Annotated in this window: 14 protein-coding genes and 1 pseudogene; 9 read left to right on the top strand and 6 right to left on the bottom strand. The window is 62.8% G+C overall.

Annotated features, from left to right (window positions below; all coding sequences use genetic code 11):
- The 3 genes and pseudogenes from P0D73_RS16755 to P0D73_RS16765 form a co-directional block, all read right to left on the bottom strand.
- Positions 1-204: pseudogene (locus tag P0D73_RS16755) on the bottom strand (gluconate 2-dehydrogenase subunit 3 family protein); the annotation flags it as partial.
- A gap of 273 nt (positions 205-477) precedes the next feature.
- Positions 478-1,287, bottom strand: coding sequence for a hypothetical protein (locus P0D73_RS16760; protein ID WP_408432156.1), 810 nt, complete (start codon positions 1,285-1,287; stop codon positions 478-480).
- Positions 1,288-1,313: 26 nt separating this feature from the next.
- Complete coding sequence (locus P0D73_RS16765) at positions 1,314-3,587, bottom strand: alpha/beta hydrolase domain-containing protein (protein WP_408285399.1); 2,274 nt, start codon at positions 3,585-3,587, stop codon at positions 1,314-1,316.
- A gap of 238 nt (positions 3,588-3,825) precedes the next feature.
- Between P0D73_RS16765 and P0D73_RS16770 the strand changes: the two genes are divergently transcribed.
- Both P0D73_RS16770 and P0D73_RS16775 read left to right on the top strand, forming a co-directional pair.
- Entirely contained in the window at positions 3,826-4,491 is a 666-nt protein-coding gene (locus P0D73_RS16770; RefSeq protein ID WP_132377597.1) for a GntR family transcriptional regulator, read from the top strand.
- Positions 4,492-4,628: 137 nt separating this feature from the next.
- The gene (locus P0D73_RS16775; RefSeq protein WP_408285408.1) at positions 4,629-4,949 is read left to right on the top strand and encodes a DUF1330 domain-containing protein; all 321 of its coding nucleotides are present in this window, start codon (positions 4,629-4,631) and stop codon (positions 4,947-4,949) included.
- Positions 4,950-4,960: 11 nt separating this feature from the next.
- On the opposite strand, the gene P0D73_RS16780 is transcribed toward P0D73_RS16775, so the two are convergent.
- Positions 4,961-6,520: a serine hydrolase gene (locus P0D73_RS16780; RefSeq protein WP_408432158.1), complete on the bottom strand. Its 1,560-nt coding sequence runs from the start codon at positions 6,518-6,520 to the stop codon at positions 4,961-4,963.
- 258 nt (positions 6,521-6,778) lie between these two features.
- Here P0D73_RS16780 and P0D73_RS16785 point away from each other — a divergent pair, with 258 nt between their 5' ends.
- From P0D73_RS16785 to P0D73_RS16795, 3 genes are all read left to right on the top strand, one after another.
- Positions 6,779-7,681, top strand: coding sequence for a LysR family transcriptional regulator (locus tag P0D73_RS16785; protein WP_408178218.1), 903 nt, complete (start codon positions 6,779-6,781; stop codon positions 7,679-7,681).
- Positions 7,682-7,879: 198 nt separating this feature from the next.
- Positions 7,880-9,829: an aconitase family protein gene (locus P0D73_RS16790; RefSeq protein WP_408285393.1), complete on the top strand. Its 1,950-nt coding sequence runs from the start codon at positions 7,880-7,882 to the stop codon at positions 9,827-9,829.
- Positions 9,830-10,011: 182 nt separating this feature from the next.
- Positions 10,012-11,478: an MFS transporter gene (locus P0D73_RS16795; RefSeq protein ID WP_408285390.1), complete on the top strand. Its 1,467-nt coding sequence runs from the start codon at positions 10,012-10,014 to the stop codon at positions 11,476-11,478.
- Positions 11,479-11,558: 80 nt separating this feature from the next.
- Here the strand turns inward: P0D73_RS16795 and P0D73_RS16800 are convergent, their stop codons facing one another.
- Complete coding sequence (locus tag P0D73_RS16800; protein WP_408178215.1) at positions 11,559-12,626, bottom strand: alkene reductase; 1,068 nt, start codon at positions 12,624-12,626, stop codon at positions 11,559-11,561.
- A 364-nt stretch (positions 12,627-12,990) separates the two neighbouring features.
- On the opposite strand from P0D73_RS16800, the gene P0D73_RS16805 reads away from it, so the two are divergent.
- The 4 genes from P0D73_RS16805 to P0D73_RS16820 all read left to right on the top strand — a co-directional run bounded on the left by P0D73_RS16805 (position 12,991) and on the right by P0D73_RS16820 (position 17,654).
- Positions 12,991-13,440: an Rrf2 family transcriptional regulator gene (locus tag P0D73_RS16805; RefSeq protein ID WP_408178214.1), complete on the top strand. Its 450-nt coding sequence runs from the start codon at positions 12,991-12,993 to the stop codon at positions 13,438-13,440.
- Positions 13,441-14,391: 951 nt separating this feature from the next.
- On the top strand, positions 14,392-15,990 hold the full coding sequence (locus tag P0D73_RS16810; RefSeq protein ID WP_408178213.1) for an FAD-dependent monooxygenase: 1,599 nt from the start codon (positions 14,392-14,394) through the stop codon (positions 15,988-15,990).
- Between the two features lie 164 nt (positions 15,991-16,154).
- Entirely contained in the window at positions 16,155-16,952 is a 798-nt protein-coding gene (locus P0D73_RS16815) for a substrate-binding domain-containing protein (RefSeq protein ID WP_408178212.1), read from the top strand.
- 339 nt (positions 16,953-17,291) lie between these two features.
- The gene (locus tag P0D73_RS16820) at positions 17,292-17,654 is read left to right on the top strand and encodes a nuclear transport factor 2 family protein (protein ID WP_408178211.1); all 363 of its coding nucleotides are present in this window, start codon (positions 17,292-17,294) and stop codon (positions 17,652-17,654) included.
- Positions 17,655-17,935: 281 nt separating this feature from the next.
- Here P0D73_RS16820 and P0D73_RS16825 read toward each other — a convergent pair whose 3' ends face one another.
- On the bottom strand, positions 17,936-18,613 hold the full coding sequence (locus P0D73_RS16825; RefSeq protein ID WP_408285379.1) for a FadR/GntR family transcriptional regulator: 678 nt from the start codon (positions 18,611-18,613) through the stop codon (positions 17,936-17,938).
- Between the last annotated feature and the right edge of the window lie 153 nt (positions 18,614-18,766).

An 18,766-nucleotide genomic window follows, 5' to 3' on the forward strand; every position in this document is an offset into this window, starting at 1 on the left:
AATGAACGCCCATTCCTTCGCGTCGAAGAAATGCGACTTGTAGTCCGCGCCGGACGCACGGTCCGCGGACGTGTTCGCGCTCGAACCCGGCGCGACGGTGGTCGTGGATTGCTTGACCTCGCAGCCGGCGAGCGTGCCGGCCGGAACCAGCGCGATAGCCGTGCGTAAAAAGCCGCGGCGAGAGCTAATAGGGGATGAGGGCATGTTGTTCTAGTCACCAGATTGGAGCGCGCCATTGCGTTCCGGGCAGTCATCGGATTGCCGGCGGGATGATAAATGGAACCGGTTCCAAAGTCTTTTATCTTTTTTACAACAAGTTGTTTCGTGGAGTGATGAAATGCCGTGTGTCTAAAAAAAGATGTTTTAAATCAAAGGTATTTTTTGGCGTCAGGCAGGGTGAGGACGGGATCGTCGGCGCCGACCGGAGTGATGTGAAAAAGCGACGGGGTCGGGCATGTTGCGCCAGCAAGGACCCAATTAACGCGGGAAATAGATCGCGACAAACCCAGGATTCTGACTTGTCGCGCCGCTCACCGGAATGCCCTGTTCGACCAGCACGGTCTGCTGTGCGGCGTTGTGGTAAATCTTCAACCGGATGGTCTGTGGATTGGCGGGCTGGCTGCTGTCGAGGTAGCCGGCATCGGACAACAACGAGGCAGCCTGCGCCGCGGTGAAGCTCTGGTTGACTGTCGTGACGGTAGTGGACGGATTGCCGTCGAACACGTTGTCGGAGAAGCAGCCGTCCGCGTTGACCGTCAACGTGGACGACGGCGACGGCGCGCCCTCGGCCTTGGCGCCGCAGTTTTCCCAGCCGTCGAACACGGCGCCGCTCGCGCCGAGCGTCGTCCAGTTCGCGGACGGCGTGGCCGACACAGTCCAGCTATTGTCCAGCAGCGCGGCCACGCTCTTGATATTGACGCCCGCGTTGACCCCGGTCACCGTGCCGATGCTGTTCGTGGGCGCCGATACGCATGCCGTGCCGGCGCCCGTTACGTTGGTGGCCAGATGCGTCGACACGAGCGTATTGTTCCCCGCCGTCAGCAGCGGCGCGGCGACAGGGCTCACGAGCATTGCATTGGCGGTCGTGGTCGCCGCGATGAGCGACAACGAAACCGCCCCGACACTGCCGAGCGTCGTGCTGTTCTGATAGACCGAGGCATTCGAAGACGGAGCGGGCGGTGCGCTGCCGCCGCTGCCACCGCTGCCACCGCCTCCGCCGCTCCCTCCACATGCGGCAAGCAGCGCGGCGGCGAACGCGGCGGCGGTGCATCCTGCTCTGTGCATCATGTCGTCCGCCCCCGGTGCGTTGCGTTTCAAGGTTGCGGCAGCAAAGTCGCGGATACGGCGCTCGCGTTTGCAATGAAGACGTTGGTGGCGTCGTCCTGCAACAGATAGCCCTGGCTGACCAACGCGTTCGCCGCAGCCGCGACCGCGGTCTGATACTTTGACCGGCTGCCGCCATAAAGCGTGGCAAGCGTGGTGCGCGTATCGGTGCCGCCGGCCTGCGCGGCGGCGCTCACCGCGAACGGAATCGCAGCGCCGTTCGAAATGCAGCCGTCGCCGATCGCGTGCCCCGCGCCGCGATAGTTCCAGCCGGTGTAGGTGGCGAGCGGGGCGGCGACGTCGGGCACCAGCACGCCGGACGTTTCGTTGCCGTTGGCATCCACTTTCGGCACGAGAATCGTGTACGCCTGTGCCGTGTTCACCACGGGAACCGCGTTGCTATAGTCGGTCACGAACAGCTGGTTGTACTCGCCATTGAAGGTCAATTGCACAGACGTGGGCGTCGCGGCCGCACCGCTTGGCACCATTACGTTGGTGAGCGACGGGAAGCCCAGCGCGGTCTGAGTCGGCGCGACCAGCGTGCCCGCGGCGACCGTCGGATATTGCGAGGCGGGCGGCGGCGTGCCCTTGCCGACCCAGTTGACGAGCGCCGGAATCAGCGCGCGTTCGACCGGCGTTTCTTCGACCGGCGAGCCCGGCAACTGGCATTGGCTGCCCGCGGCCGGAACTGTCATGTTGCCGGTCGTTACGCCATTGCCGCCGCCGTGCTGCGTGCCCGCCACCAGGTAGTAGCGCACGTTCGCCGGCAACTGGATGTCATTGCCGCGTCCGTCGGTCACGACCAGCGACGCCGCGCCGCCCCACCATTCGAACGCGCCGTCGAGCTGCATGATCTTCGGACAGGTGTTGGTGGCCGTGCACTGCTTCAGGATGCCGTCAGTGGCGCCGCTCACCGGGTCGGTAGTCGTCGCGTAAGTGAACGGGAACTGGAAGCCCGGCATGAAGTGATCTTCATGCTGCTTCGACCAGCGGCCGGGTTGCGCGAACGCGGCATTGGTCCACGTGCGGCGAGCCGCCGAGATGATCGGGAACATGCCGTCGAACACGATCTTGCCGTTCTTGTCGGCGTTGAAGCCCTCGTACAGAAAGTCCTTCATGAAGCGGCCCGACTGCGAAATCCCTTCGCCGATCGCGATATCGAAGTTCGTGCTGGTCGAGCATGTCGACGCGACGCATCCCGCGTTCTTCAGATCGTTGAGCGGATTGGCGACGCCTTGCGCATCGGCCGCGTCGTAGCGCAGGAACGACACCAGATCGCGCAAGGCGGCGAAGCTGATGCCGTCGACGGTCGGCGCGGCGGCCTGATAGACGAAGCTGTAAATGGTCCCGGCGTCAGGCGCAACCTGCGTGCCGTTCGGGCCCGGCACGGTCGCGGGCGGCGTAAAGGTGACGGAATAATTGCCTTCGTAGACATTGTTCGGCGTACTGACGTAGCTCCATGTCGTCACCGGCTGGGAAGGCGCGGTATAGGTTTCGAGGCCGCCCGGAATGCTGCCGTATGCCGTGAGCCACGACTGGCGCGCGGTGAAGGTGACCGAGCTCTTGTCGGACAGATTGGCCGGCGGGTAAGTCAGCGGAATGGTGGTAGGCGGGCCGCCCGCATAGTCCGGGATGAATTCCTCGCGGCTCAAGCCGGTCATCGGCGTGCCGTCCTTGTTGGTCGCCACGGGGAAGCTGGCGCCGAGCAGGCCCGCGCCGGCGGTGCTGCTGTTGCCGGTGACCGGAACGTCGCCTTGCCAGCCGCTCCACAGGATCGTATAGCCGTTACGCAGCAGCGACGGGAAGCTGGACGAGGGCGCCGCGCCGGTATCGAGCGCGCCGCCGCCCACGAACGACGCCGCGCCGATCTTGCTGCCGCGATTCACGACGTCATAGAACAGCACGCGCTTGGCGGCCGCCGCGCTTTGCGGGCGCAGGATCACCACGTCGGTCGTATAGGCGACGTAACCGTCGCTGCCGACCGGCGCGTTCTTGATGTTCACGATGCCCGCATTGAGCGGATTGTTCGGATCGAGTTCGCCGTGCACGACCGCGGTGATCACCTGGTAGGGACCCGCCGCGCCGGCCGGCGTCGCGCCGCCGAACGCCGGTGCGCTCGACAGGATCTGGAAGCTCTGGATAAAGCCAGCGCCCTTCGCCGTGACGGGCGGCGACGACGGCGACACGTTGTCGTGCCCGCACCCACCGAGCAACGCGATTCCGACACCGACTCCCAGCGATACAGCTAGCGACTGCACCTTCATGGTCAGGCCTCCGAACACGGTCAGGGAAAAGGAGTGTGCGTATGGAACGGACGGACCGTCATCGGGCGAAAACGCCGATATGCCCAAAAGGCCTGTCAATATTTTGTAAGGGTCTATATTTATATTTATAACGTTCGTAGATATTTATAATTCGCCCGACACCGTTCTCAACTATCGTTTACGCGTACAGTGGCAGCATGCTCGTTGTGGTCAACTCGATTCCGTGTGGAGTCCAAACATGACAAACAAGCTCACGCTCGCAGACCGGCTGCGGGAATCCATCGAGGAAGCCATTGCGACCGGCGATCTTCCGCCGGGCGCACGGCTGGATGAGGCGGAATTGATCGCGCGCTTCGAGGTGTCCAGAACACCCGTGCGCGAAGCGTTGCTGCAACTGGCCGCGGCCGGCATGGTGGAGATGCGGCCGCGGCACGGCGCCGTGGTCGCGAAGATCAGCCTGCACAGACTGATCGAGATGTTCGAGGTGATGGCCGAGCTCGAGGCGATGTGCAGCCGCCTTGCCGCGCGGCGCATGAGCGCGCAGGAGTTGCAGGCGCTGCGCGAGGCGCATGTCGCGTGTCAGAAAGCGCGCGACGGCGGCAGCCCGGACGAGTATTACCACCTGAACGAGCGCTTTCACTGCCTGATCTATCACGGCAGCCACAACGGTTTTCTGCATGACCAGGCGAAGGCGCTCCACAAACTGCTGCGTCCGTACCGGCGTTTGCAGTTGCGCGTCAAGGGGCGTGTCGCCGCCTCGTTCGACGAACATCAGGCGGTCGTGGATGCGCTCGAAGCGGGCGACGGCGAAGCCGCCGCCGCCGCGTTGAGAGGGCACATTCTGGTGCAGGGCGAGCGCTTCGGCGACCTGATTGCCGCGCTCGCGCAAGTCAGCGCGGAATAGCGGCGGGGCGTGGCGGCCTCGGGCACGAAGGCGGGTGTTCTTTTACCTCACAGGTAATCGACGCGCGTCATGCGCGAGGCGACCATGAGTGGCATGCAAGTTTCGATCCGCATCCACTGATTGCCAGGAGCCACGCCATGACCGCCTACGCGATTGCCCATCTGCACGACGTCGAACTGGGCGACGACATCATCGAATATCTCGAGTGCATCGACGGCACGCTCGCGCCGTTCGACGGCCATTTCATCGTGCACGGCGCACGCCCCGAAATACTCGAAGGCGAATGGCACGGCGATCTGATCGCGATTGCGTTCCCCGATCTCGCCGCCGCGCGCGCCTGGTACGCATCGGACGCGTATCAGCGCATCCTGCCGTTGCGCACGCGGCATGCGCGCGGGCCGGTGATCCTGATCGACGGCGTGGACGAGCGGCACAAGGCGGCCGACATCCTGAGATGAACGCGGCGGCATCACCGCGTGAACGTCCCGAGTCCTTCCGCGTTGTAGTACTCGAGCGTCACCTGATTACTCAGGAACGACACTTTGGAAATCGTTCCCGGCGCGGCGTTTTCGTTGACGAGCATGAAGGTGAAGGTATCGCCGTCCCAGTGCGAAAGCGGCAGACGCAAGGGCGTGGCGCCGATGGTCAGGAGGAGGGCGCCGTTCGCTGCCGATATCTGGATCGGCCCGTAATAGTCGTTGTTATAGGTGCCCGTATAGGTGGAGAGTGCCCGCGCGGGTAGCGGCGCTGCGGGCGGCTTCACGCCGACGAGCGAACCGGCCGGTTTGTTGAGGTCCGCAAACGCCTCGCTATAAGCCGCAAACCAGTCACGCTGAATGGAGCCGAACTGCACGATATCGAAGAACTGCGCGGTGAGCGTTTCAGGCACGCCGAGCGGATAGCCGTTGGTGAGCGCAACGATCGCGCAGCCCGTCGAGGGCACCACCACGAAATTGGTCGCGGCACCCGCGCCGAATGCGCCCGAATGACTGTATGACGCGCGCCCCGCCGCAGTGGTGCCGACGTTGAAACCGAAGCCATAGTAGGACGCGTTCTGGCCGTTGCCGGCCGGCTGAATCTGCGATTGCTGGCTGATCGCCGCGTTGAGCGCGGCGGCGTCGACGATGCGCGTGCCGTTGAACACGCCCTGGCCCAGCATCAGCGTCAGCCACTTCGCCATGTCGTTCGCGGAGGAACTCACGCCGCCCGCGGGCGCTTGCGCATCCGGCATCGAGCCCAGGCCGACGACCCATTGGCCGTTGCGCTGCACGTGCCCGGTGGCCCGATTCGCGCGCGCGATGAAATCAGCGTAGCGCGAACTCGTGCTCGTCATGCCGAGCGGCTGATAGAGCGTGCGATCCGAGAGCGTCGCCCAGTCGATTCCGGTGGCGGTGGCCACCGAGATCGCGCCCGCCGTCAGGCCGAAGTTCGTATAGGCGTACGAACGGCGAAACGGCGCCAGCGGCAGATAACGCAGATGTTCGAGGATGGTGGTCTGATCGTAGCCCATGTCTTCCAGCAGATCGCCAGCATGATCGGGCAAGCCGGAGCGATGCGCGTACATGTCGCCGACCGTGACTTGCGCGCTCACGGTCGGATCCGCCAGCGTGAACCACGGCAGATGCGCGCGCAACGGTGTATCCCAGGACACCGTGCCTATGCCGACCTGGTGCGCCACCACCATCGACCCGACCGGCTTCGACAGCGACGCGAGCTGGAACACCGTGTCGGCATCCACGGCGAGGCCCGAGCCGACCAGCCGCGTGCCGAAGCCTTTCGCATAGACCGTTCGCAGATTGCGCACCACGGCGACCGACATGCCGGGCACGCCGGTGCTGGTCATGAGGTTGTTGACGAGCGTGTCCAGTTGCGTGAGGGCGGCGTCGATCTGGGAATCAGGCACGGGGCCGTTTGGATTGGTGTTGCCGCCGCTGCCCGAATTGTTCAATTCGTTGGAACCGCCGCATGCGGTGACGGCCCCGCATAGCGCCGTGCCGAGAAAGCGCCGCCGTCCTTGCACTGAGGTCATGTCGTGTCTCCGGATAACTTCTTCTGGCTTGTTTGAATCCAGGCTCGTACAGCGGCCCTGACGGCTCGACGCGTCGCGTTGTTGCGTTGCGTAGTGTAGGCAGCAAAGAAGCGAATCGAAAGCTGGTTGCGGGAATGGCAGGCATTCTGGCCTGGAGAAGAGCGTTACACTTGCCCATCTTTTTTGCGTAGATCCGTTCATCGTGGTGCCGGGTTCGCTGGCGAGTTCTTCGGCTTCACCGTGCATGAAGAAGCAACAATGGAAAACCTTCTCAAGAAACTCGACCTCACCTCGCTGCGCCTGTTCGTCGCCGTCTGCCAGGAGCGCAACATCGCGCGCGCGGCGGAGCGCGAGTTCATCGCATCGTCCGCCGTCAGCCGGCGCATCGCCGAGATCGAGGCGGTGATCGGCCTGCCCGTGATCCAGCGCCAGTCGCGCGGCATCACCGTAACGCCGGTCGGCGAGACCGTGCTGCGCTACGCGCTGGCGATCATCGGCAATATCGAACAGATGAGCGCGGAGCTGTCGCGCTTCTCGTCGGGCGCGAAAGGGCGCGTGCGGGTGGTGGCGAATCTGTCCTCGATCGTGCAGTTTCTGCCGGAAGACGTGGCCGCGTTCGGCCGCGCGTTCCCGGAAGTGTCGATCGAACTGGAAGAGGAAAACAGCGCCGACGTGCTGCGGATCGTCGGTGAGCACGCGGCGGACTTCGGCATCTGTAATCCGGTGGCCGGCAGCGAGGCGTTCGAACAGGTGCCGTACCGGCAGGATCGTCTCGCGGTGCTGGTGCCGGGCGGCCATCGACTCGCCGGCGCGTTGCGCGTGAGGTTCGACGAACTGCTCGACGACAGCTTCGTCGGCCTGCGCAGCGAGAGCGCGCTGACGCAACTGCTCACGCAACAGGCGGCCGCTGCGGGGCGGCAACTCGACGTGAAGATTCGCGTCAGCAGTCTCGACGCGCTTTGCCGGATGGTGCATGCCGGGCTCGGCATCGCGATCGTGCCCGAGCAGGTCGGGCTGCTCTATGTGAATGCGCTCGACGTGAGCCTGCTGTCCTTGAGCGATGCGTGGGCCGTGCGCCGCCTCATCATGATCTTCAAGACGCGCAACCAGTTGAGTGCGAGCGCGGCGGCGCTGGTCGGGTTTCTCGGCAAGGGTGTTTGACGCGAGCAACGGCGGGCGAATCGGCTGAGGCATGTCTGCGCCGGCTGCCGACTGTCGTATGCCGGCGGCGACGCGCCAGCGCCCGGACCGCGTCGAGCACGATCGCACCGATCATCGCCAAACGAGAGGTCTGCGTTGCTGGACCGGCACTTCGGCATTACCCGCGCGCGCCGTATAGTGAGCGCAAGGAGAATGCCCATGAGCGACACGATTCGTTTGGACGGCCGCGTGCTGTACCTGTCCCAGGACCCCGCGGTGATCGAGGCGCAACTCGCCGGCGACAACTTCACGCGCGCCACGGCCGGTCCGTTGCGCGACAACGTCTCCACCGACGAGATCACGCCGGTCACCGTCATGCTCACGTACGACGAACGCCTCGGCCAGTATCCGTATGTCGGCTTCAAGGCCGGCGAGCGCATGCCGATCGGCCGCGATGCGGTGAAGAACGGCGGCTTCCAGGTGACGGTGGCGGGCAAGCGCTACGGCAAGGGTTCATCGCGCGAATCGAGTCCGTTGGCGGAACTCTCGGCCGGTATCCGGCTGATCGTCGCGGAGAGCTTCGAACGGATCTATCAGCAGAATTGCGACAACATCGGCATTCTCACCACCACTGACTTTTCCGTGCTCGATCGGTTGAGCGCGGGAGAAGCGGTGCCCATCGACGAATTTCTCAAAGGCCGCGACGCGCTCACGCAGCAGATCATCCGCAGCGGCGGCCTGCTCGCGTACAGCAAGTTCGCCGACTGGCCCGCGCCGAGCGTGGGCGATAACGCTAACGCGACGCAGGCCGCGGAGCCGAAGACGCTGGTCGAGAAGATCATCGAACGGCATCTGCATCCCGGCAGCGTGGGCGCGCAGCGCGGCGACGGCGTGTTCATTGCCGCGGATTGGCGCTTCAGCCACGATTACTTCACCGGCATGTGCGCGCACCTGATGCATCGCGCGTTCGGCAAGCCTGCGCCGCTGCATGCGCCGGATCACATCATCGCGTTCCAGGATCATCTGGTGCTCGCGTCGCAAAGCATTCCACACGTGCGCGACGGTTTGCTGCCGGGCGTCGCCAATCTGATGGAAGGGCATACGTCGTTCTCGCGCGACTATCCGGTGCGCTCGCACGGCGCGCTCGACAGCCTGCCGGGGTCCGAGGGCATCTGTCATGCGCTGATGGCCGAGCAATACGCGTTGCCGGGACAGGTGGCGTGCGGCACCGATTCGCATACGCCGCATTCGGGCGCGCTCGGCTGCCTCGCATTCGGTGCGGGCGCAACGGAAATCGCCAATAGCTGGGTGACGGGTTATGTGCGCTGCAAGGTGCCGGAGACCTTGCGCATCGAAATCAGCGGTCACTTGCGCGACGGCGTGACCGCGAAAGATGTGGTGTTGCATCTGCTACAGATGGACGCGATCCGTTCGGGTGACGCGATCGGCCTCGTGTTCGAATACGGCGGCGCGGCGGTGCGCGCGATGTCGATCGACGAGCGCGCGACCTTGACCAACATGGTCGCGGAACTGGGTGGGTTCACCGGCATCGTCGAGCCGGACGAACGCACGGTCGCATTTCTCAAAGAGCGGCGCGGCGTCGATTTCACGCTTGAAAACTGGATGAAAAGCGACGCGGGCGCTATTTATCGCGACACGATTTGTATCGACGCAAGCGCCATCGAACCGATGCTCGCGCGTCCCGGCGATCCCGGCAACGGCGTGCCGGCGCCGCAACTGGAGCAGGACGTCACGATCGATATCGCTTACGGTGGTTCGTGCACCGCGGGCAAGCGCGAAGACTTCGATTTCTATTACGAGGTGCTGCGCTGGGGTGTCGAACAAGGCATTCGTGTGCCCGAGGGCACGCGTCTGTTCCTGCAGTTCGGCACCATGGCCGTGCGCGCGTATTGCGAGGAACAGGGCTATTTGCCGGTCTTCGAACGCGCGGGCGTGACGCTCGTCATGCCGGGCTGCGGGTCGTGCGCGAATTGCGGACCGGGTCAATCGGCCGAGGCGAACGAGGTGACGATCAGTGCGATCAACCGTAATTTCCCGGGCCGTTCGGGGCCGGGCGATGTGTGGCTCGCGAGTCCGTACACGGTGGCGGCGAGCGCGCTGGCTGGAAAAATCACGACCTTCGAACAATTGAAGCGCGCACGCGGCTAGAATGCTGGCCGGACCTTGGGCCCGGCAGATCGTGGTGCGTGTGATGCGCAAAAGTACGAGAGGCCGGCACGAGACCGGCCCGGCGAGGCTTATTCTTTCGCCAGAATCATCGGCAACTATGTTGCATGGGACCGGAGTAAGCGCTAAAGCGCCAACTCTGGTCGACAAAGGAGACAGACAAGATGGCATCCCCAGATCACGCCGGCTCCGTCGCGAAGAAGAACGGCGGCGCGGCGCATTCCGATAGCGCGGCCAGTCGCACCGCTGCGGCCGCGCCGCTCGACGCCGGCAGCATTTCCGCGCGCCTCGACCGGCTGCCCGCCACGCGCTCCGTCTGGAAGCTGGTGGTGCTGCTGAGCCTCGGCTTCTTCTTCGAACTCTACGATCTGCTGTACTCCGGCTACGTCGCGCCGGGCCTCGTCAAAAGCGGTCTGCTGACGGCGACCACGCACGGCCTGTTCGGCTCGACCGGCGTCGCGAGTTTTATCGCGGCGCTGTTCAGCGGCCTCTTTATCGGCACGATCGCGTGTGGGTTTCTGGCGGATCGCTTCGGACGCCGCGCCGTGTTCACGTATTCGCTGCTGTGGTACACGGCGGCCAACGTCGTGATGGCGTTTCAGGAGTCGGCCACGGGTCTGAACTTCTGGCGCTTCGTGGCGGGGATCGGCATCGGCGTCGAACTGGTGACGATCGGCACGTATATCTCCGAACTGGTGCCCAAGCAGATTCGCGGCCGCGCGTTTGCCTGCGAGCAGGCGGTCGGCTTTACCGCGGTGCCCGTGGTGGCGTTTCTGTCGTATCTGCTGGTGCCACGCACGCTGCTCGGCCTCGACGGTTGGCGCTGGGTCGTGCTGATCGGCGCACATGGTGCGCTGTTCGTATGGTGGATCCGTCGCGCGTTGCCGGAGAGCCCGCGCTGGCTCGCGCAGCAAGGGCGTCTTGCCGAAGCCGATCGCGTGATGACCGAACTCGAAGCGAAAGTGCGCCGCGAGTATGGCCGCGAGTTGCCGCTGCCCGCGCCGCCGGCGCCGGTCGCGCCGCGCGGCAGCTTCCGCGATATGTGGGTGCCGCCGTACCGCAGCCGCACGCTGATGATGACGATCTTCAATATCTTCCAGACCGTGGGCTTCTATGGCTTCGCGAACTGGGTACCCACGCTGCTCATCAAGCAGGGCATTACGATCACCACCAGCCTGATGTATTCGAGCGTGATCGCGCTGGCCGCGCCAATCGGTCCGGTGATCGGCCTCTTTATCGGCGACCGCTTCGAGCGCAAGACGGTGATCGTGGTGATGGCGGGCGTGAATATCGTCTGCGGCCTGTGGTTCAGTCAGGCGGCGGGCGCGGTGTTGCTGGTCAGTCTCGGCGTGTGTCTGACGCTCGCGGGCAACATCATTTCGTATAGCTTCCATGCGTATCAGACGGAGCTTTTTCCGACCAGCATTCGAGCGCGCGCGGTGGGTTTTGTTTACTCGTGGAGCCGATTTTCCGCGATTTTCACAGCCTTTCTGATCGCAGCGGTGTTGAAGCACTTCGGCACTAGCGGCGTGTTCGTGTTCATCGCCGGGGCGATGCTGATCGTGATGCTGGCGATTGGATTGATGGGGCCGCGCACGAAGGGTATTGAACTGGAAAAGATATCTCAATAGCAAGGCAAACGCCTCTCACTCGGCGAGCTGCCATGTACCCGGGTCGATCCTTTATACCGGAAGCGCATCGCGCGTCTCTTTCACATAGCTTCATCTAGCAGCGGATAGTCGTTGTAGCCGGTTTCGTCGTCCGTGTAGATGGTTTCCGGATTGACCGCGTTGAGCGGCGCACCGCGTCGAAAGCGCTCCACCAGATCAGGGTTGGCGATAAAAGGACGACCAAACGCTGCCGCGTCCGCGTCGCCGCGTTCGATGGCCCGTTCCGCGCTCTCCCGCGTCAGCCCTTCATTGAGGATGTAGGCCCCTTTGAAGATGCGCCTCACGTCACGGCCGATGCGATCGTCGCCGCGATCCAGCGCCTCGCGCGCGAAAATGAAAGCGATGTGGCGCGCGTTGAGTTGCTCGGCGACATAAGTGAACAGCGCGCGCGGATCCGAGTCGTGCATCGAGTATGAACTCGACATCAGGTTCAGATGCACGCCGATGCGGTCCGCGGGCCAAACCGTGAGCAACGCATCGACTGCCTCCAGCAGGAAGCGCGCACGGTTCTCGACCGAGCCGCCATAACGGTCGGTCCGCAGGTTCGATCCGTCGTGCAGGAACTGATCGAACAGGTAACCATTTGCCGCGTGCAGTTCGACACCATCAAAACCAGCGCGTTGTGCGTTGGCGGCGCCAACCCGGAAATCCTCGACGATACCGGGAATTTCTTCGGTCTCCAGTGCGCGCGGTACGGTGTACGGACGCTGAGGCCGCACGCGGGTGACATGGCCTTCCGGCGCAACGGCGCTGGGGGCGACGGGAAGTTGGCCGTCGTGGTAGAGCGGGTCGGAAACTCGCCCGACGTGCCACAACTGGGAGACGATCAGGCCACCCGCATCGTGTACCGCTGAAGTCACCTCTTTCCAGCCGGCAATCTGCTTCTCGGACCAGATGCCCGGCGTGTTGGGATAGCCAACGCCCTGAGGCGTGACGGAAGTGGCTTCGGTAATGACGAGTCCTGCGCTCGCACGCAGTGCGTAGTGGTGCGCGTGGAGGACACCTGGACTGCGCTCAGCGAACGCGCGCATGCGTGTGAGCGGTGCCATGACAATGCGGTTCGACAACTTCAGCGCGCCAATCTGGATGGGATCGAAGAGTGTGGACATCTGCGGGCTTCTCATTTCGGTGTTGAAAGTAGCAAGAACGGATGCTCCGTTTCCATTGGTTATGGAACGTCGCAAGCCATACGTTTATCGTTACAGTGCATTCGATGTAACAATAGTTGTTACAACATAAACTATCCAGGCCATCGACACAAGTCTCTTCTCATGAACAGGCGTCGTCGCTGGGACTCGAATGACGGGGGCAGGGTGGTTTCGTCACGCCAATGGGACGATGCGTGTAGCCCGAAATCGTCCGTCTTTAAGGCGGGGAACGCGCTATGTCGCCGGGATTATCAAACGTGGCAGGATTGACTACCCATGATGTAACGAATATAGTTACAACTAAACTGACTAACAGAGGCTTTCCATGAGCGCCAACAGCCGCTTGACCGTGGCGACCCATATCCTGGCGTGGATGGCGCTGGTCGCACGGCGCAGTTCTGACCCGGTCACATCCGATCGCATCGCTGCGAGCGTCAACACCAATCCGGTGGTGATTCGTCGGACGCTTGGGTTGCTTGCGAAAGGCGGGCTTGTCGAGAGTTATCGCGGTGTCAATGCGGGATGGCGTCTGACGAGGAGTGCGGATGCAATCAGTTTGCTCGACGTCTTTAATGCGCTTGAAGAGGGTGCGCGCTTCGCGCTGCACCCTTCGAAACCGAGTCAGGCGTGCCCCGTCGGGCGAGGCATCGGGTCGACGCTGAGCCACGTCTATGATTCGATCGATAATGGCGTTCGAAAAACGCTTGCCGCCACGACGATCGAAGCGGTACTCGCAGATACTCTCGCATCGCAACCATCGAAAAAACGTGGCTGAATCTGGGGCGATTATGTGTGTCGGCTTCGACGTTCCATCCGCCAGTCATGCCTCGAGATGTCGCTCGATGGCTTGAATGGATGCAACGGCTATTTACGCGTCCCGCAATCGACCCGCTCGAACGCCTTGCATCCCTGATGCCGACAGATGCGTTTGCTCGATGTCACGATGGTCAGCGGCACATTCGCTTTGACAGCAAAGCTCACGGCGTTTCCCATTCCCTGCGACCGGCAAAACGCGTCGGCCGCGGGCGCACCGCAATTGGCCGCTTCGAAGCGCCGTTCCTTGAAAAGCGTCAGCGCAAAGAAGCTCACCGCACACGCCGGCGCCACATACCGTGCTGTGGACGTGGGATCGCCAGTTCACGATGTCGCCGCCGACGGCAAAGCCCTGACGATCGAGCGGCGCTGACGACGAGCGGCGCAATCACACCAATGCTGGCAAACGACGGGCACAGGCCGAGCGCGGCGGTTCCCAGAGCCATCATCCAGCAGGTCCTCGTCATCACTGCGCGGCGTCCCACGCGGTCCGCGTAAGCGCCGATGATCATCGCGCCAACCGGTCGCATGAAAAAGCGACGCCGAATGTACCGGCGGCCCGTCACAAGCGATGCTGCGACAACGATTTTGAGAAGTTTGGGCGGATTGTCCGCGTTGCACGATCGGGCTACCGAGTGCGGCCAGCAATGGACATTCGACACTGCTACGTGAAATACGTGAAATGTCGAAAAATGCGCGCAAACAGTTGAATTCGGGACTACATTTCGACAGAAGCTGCAGAGCGACACTCCCGATATGCGTAAGCTGTTTGCACGAGCTGCCGTCGTTCGACGCTTGCGCGAACACGAGAGCGCCGCCTCTGCACCCTGCGTATCTCGGCAATTTGTATAAGGAATCGATAGTCCGGCGTGACTGGCAGCCGTCCCGCCGCTCATCTTGAGGATTCGTAGACATGTCGAACGATGCTCCAGACATACTGATCGTCGGCGCCGGCCCGGTCGGTCTATTGCTCGCGACAGAGTTGCGCCGCGACGGCGTCGATGTGCGCCTCGTCGACCGTATGCCCGCCCGGATTTTCTATTGCAAGGCGCTCGGAGTTACCCCACGCACCATCGAGATTTTCGAAGACATCGGCATCGCCCGACGCGCGATCGAAGCCGGCGTATGGCTCACCGGCGTTCAAACGTGGCAGGACGGTACGCCTGTCCCCGCACGCAGTATGAGCATTCAGGGGCAAGGCCTGCCGTACGGCTCGCTGTCGCTCGCGCAGTTCGAAACGGAACGCCTGCTCGAGGCCGCACTCGCTGCGCAGGGCGGACGTGTGGAGTATGGCATCGAGCTGGTCGCTTTCGAAGAGCGCGAGGGTGCGGTCCACGCGCAACTCACCGATTCCAGCGGGCAAACGCACACCCTGCGTTGCCGTTGGCTCGTGGGCTGCGATGGCGCGCACAGCAAGGTTCGCTCGACGCTCGGTCTTGCGTTCGAAGGCGGTCAATACCCGCAAACATTCGCGCTCGCCGATCTCGACGTGGAATGGGACCTGCCCCGGGGACCCATGTATCGCTTCGACTGGAGTGCGGGGACACGCCCGAAAGCTTCGCTCGCGGCGGTTCCGGTTCGCGGCTCGGAGCAACGCTACCGGCTCTCGATCATCGTGCCTGAAGACAAGGCGGCACTTGTCGATACCCCGTCGCCCGATTTCGATACGATGTGCGAGCTGCTCCTGCCGGCGTTACCGGATAACACGCGGCTGTCGTCGATGCGCTGGTCGTCGGTCTACCGGGTCAGCCATCGCATCGTGCCTGCCTATGCCCGGGGCCGCGTGTTCATTGCCGGCGACGCGGCGCATATCCATCCTCCGGTGGGCGGTCAGGGCATGAATACGGGGTTGCAGGATGCACACAATCTGGCGTGGAAGCTATCGCTCGCGGCGAGGGACCTCGCACAGCCTGAATTGCTCGAGAGCTATTCAGAAGAACGGCATCCCGTCGGGGTCGACGTCGTTCGATCGACGAGCGCGGCGCTGAATGCGGTGTTCGCTCGCGAGGCGGCGACACCGGCCATGCGCGAAACCCAGTTGCTCGTCACGTATCGAGGCAGTCGCATCGTCGCCGACGAGTGTCCCGAGATGGACGCGACGTTACCCGCGCCCGGCGATCGTGTTCCCGAAGTGGGCGGCTTCCAGCAAAGGTTCGTCGGCCATGCGCAGCGCCTGCATGAATATGTCGGCCGCGGGCGGCATGTCCTGCTCGGCTATATCGATGCACCCGGCGCACAATACGATGCGTTCGTCGAGGGGTGCTCTGCGCTCGATGCCCTGCCTCGTGAGTTGGCGTCTGCGGTGTTGATCGCGGCACCGGGATGTGACGTGCCTGCCAATGAGCAGTTCACTGTGCTCACGGATGCGGCAAATGAATTCACTATCGCGTTTCGTGCCTCAGGCGGCACAGTGTGGGGCGTGCGGCCTGATGCGCATATTGGCTGGCGTAGCTGCGCGTGCTCGAAAGAGGCGGTGACAGGATGGTTACGGCGTTCGATACGGGTCGATTGATTTTTGAGGGCGGCGCGGGTGGAACCAGACGAATGGACGATGGGCCTGCGGGGTTCTCCTTCACCGCAGACCGGCTGAATGGCCGCTATATCTTCGGAACCTGCTCCGCTCTTGCACTCGATGCATATCCTGACTAAGCCATTCGATCGACATGGGGCGGGGCCGTGACCATCCGCAAGCTGAGGATTCGCGCACTTGCGTTCTGCGTAGCGGGCGCGTTATTAGGCAACGGGGCCGCATGGGCAGACGAAGTCAAGGTGATGATTTCGGGCGGGTTTGCGTCAGCCTATCGCGACCTGGGCCCGCAATTCGAAGAGTCGACCGGCCGTAAGCTAATCACCGTCTGGGGGCCCGCGGTAGGTACGGCCGCGAATGCGATCCCTGTGCGGCTTGCGCGTGGCGAGTGGGCCGACGTGCTGATCGTGGTTGGGTATGCGCTCGACGAACAGATCAATGCCGGCAAGGTCTTGCCGGACAGTAAGGTGGACCTGGCACGCTCGGCAATCGGCATGGTGGTTCGCCAGGGGACGCCAAAGCCGGATATCAGTTCGGTCGACGCATTACGGCGAGCGCTGCTCGCAGCGAGGTCGATCGTCTATCCGGACAGCCCGAGTGGCGTCTTTGTCGGCAGCGAGCTGTTCTGGCGTCTCGGCATCGCGGGGCGGATGCAGAGCAAGAGCCGCATGATTCCGGCCGGGCAAGTCGCCGATGCAGTCGCGAATGGAGACGCCGAGCTCGGAATTCAACAGATCGTCGAACTGTTAACGGTGAAGGGGGTGACGGTAGTCGGCAGTTTGCCCGCAGAAGTGCAGTGGTACACGGTGTTCTCCGGGGGCATCGCCACTAGTGCGAAAAATCCAGTCGGCGCAGCGGCGCTGATCCATTTTCTGTCGTCGCCGGACGCGGCATCCGCGATTTCGAGGACAGGGCTCGAACCGCTTTCGGCGACGCCTGCGAATTGAGCGAAACGCGTGTCCTATGCGCTGTTCGATCTGAGTGGCCGGTGAAATCGCTACGCCTCACGTGGCATGGCTCACCCCGCAGACTCTCTCGCGCAGCATTACGGTGCTGGTCGAGAATTGCCGCAGACTGAAAGAGGGCGAAGCGCTGCTGAATCAGGTGTAGTCGCAGTCGGTGCGGCGTTGATGGACATAGTCCGATTTATGTTGATAGTAGTACTACGTAAATACCGGGACCGGAGAATGACATCAGATATGCGGTTCCGGTGTCACACGTGCGGCCGGGGCAAGCAAGCAGGATTGCCAGCCGCTTTCAATTGAATGGACGGAGACAGGACAACTATGGAACAGAAAATTCGCGACATGCTCTCTGCGATCGACCAGCAGGACATGGCGGCTTTTGGAACCTTCCTCGCCGACGACGCTCGCTTCGTATTCGGCAACGGCGAAGCGATTCACGGTCGGGAGCCGATCGTGAGCGTGGTGACGTCAGTGCTTCGGTCGCTGAAGTCGATTGCGCATACAGCCGACCGTTTCTGGTCGGTTGATGACGTCGCCATCTGCGAAGGCCGTGTGCTGTACGTCGATCGCTTGGGTCAGAAGCTCGACGCTCCCTTTGTCGATGTCCTCAATGTCAATGCGCACGGCCTTATCACGGACTACCGCGTGTATGTCGATGCGTCGCAACTGAATCGGCCGCAATAACGACTCAGGGTCGTGAGGCAACTCGCGCAGGCGATGCCGCGCGGCTGTTCACCGTAGTGCAATTACACCCCGATGTGAGACATGGAGGAAGTTATGGACAAGGAACTGGACGGCCGCGCAATTATCGTCACAGGCGCAGGCGGCGGAATCGGGCGGGCGTCGTCGACGTCGACCTCACCGGCGCGTTTCTTTGCATGAAGCACGAGATTGCCGCCATGTTGCAAAGCGGCGGCGCGGGCGTGCACCCGTTTTCGCCGAGCTTCGCGCAGGCGACCGCTACGTCAAACCTGTTGATCCGAGAGCCCGCCCACTCTGGCGGATGCACGCCCCTGAACACTTAGCAAATGCTCGCGCATGCATCGGGCCGCTGTCTCTCCATCACGGGCTTTCATGGCATTGACGATAGCCTGATGCTGTTGGGCGAAATACTGCCGGGTCTCCTGGGCCACCGTCTTCTCACGCACGTCCGGTTTCACACGCATGCCGTTGATGACTTCCATCAGCGCGATGAGTGCGGGATTACGGGTGGCCTGGCCGATCAGCAAATGAAAGCGATGATCCCATTGTTGCCACTCTTCGTCGTTTTTTGCGGCGGCGTTTTTACGTGCGCACTTTTCCAGTTCCAGCAGATCATCCCAACTGGCTTTCGTAGCGGCGAGTTCCGCAAGTGCGGGTTCGAACAGCAACCGCATTTCGGCGATATCCGCCGGACTGGTCCCCGCGCGCAATCCACGCAGCGTGGGACCGAACTTCAGCGGCCGCGCGCCCAGATAGGTACCGCGCCCGACACCGCGCCAGACCCGGCCTGACGCCTCCAGCGAAGCCAGCACCGCGCGCAGTTCCCTTCGACTGACGCCAAGGTCTTCGGCCAGCTTTCTTTCCGGCGGCAGCGCGTCGCCGTCCTTGAGTTGATGGCCGGCGATATAGCCGAGTAACCCTTCCAGTGCCATGTTTTCCATTGTCTTCGGCCGAACCAATGATCATTGGTATCAACGGTAGCAGATTTGGCGCGCCGTGACCCGCAGTTTCCAGAAATTATTTTGACCCGGTTTGTTACAACGAGGTTTCGGGTTAGCATCAGGTAAGACTGATTGGCTTTGGCCGTATCTTTA

The sequence above is a fragment of the Paraburkholderia sp. RL18-101-BIB-B genome (assembly GCF_046026985.1).
Classification (GTDB): domain Bacteria; phylum Pseudomonadota; class Gammaproteobacteria; order Burkholderiales; family Burkholderiaceae; genus Paraburkholderia.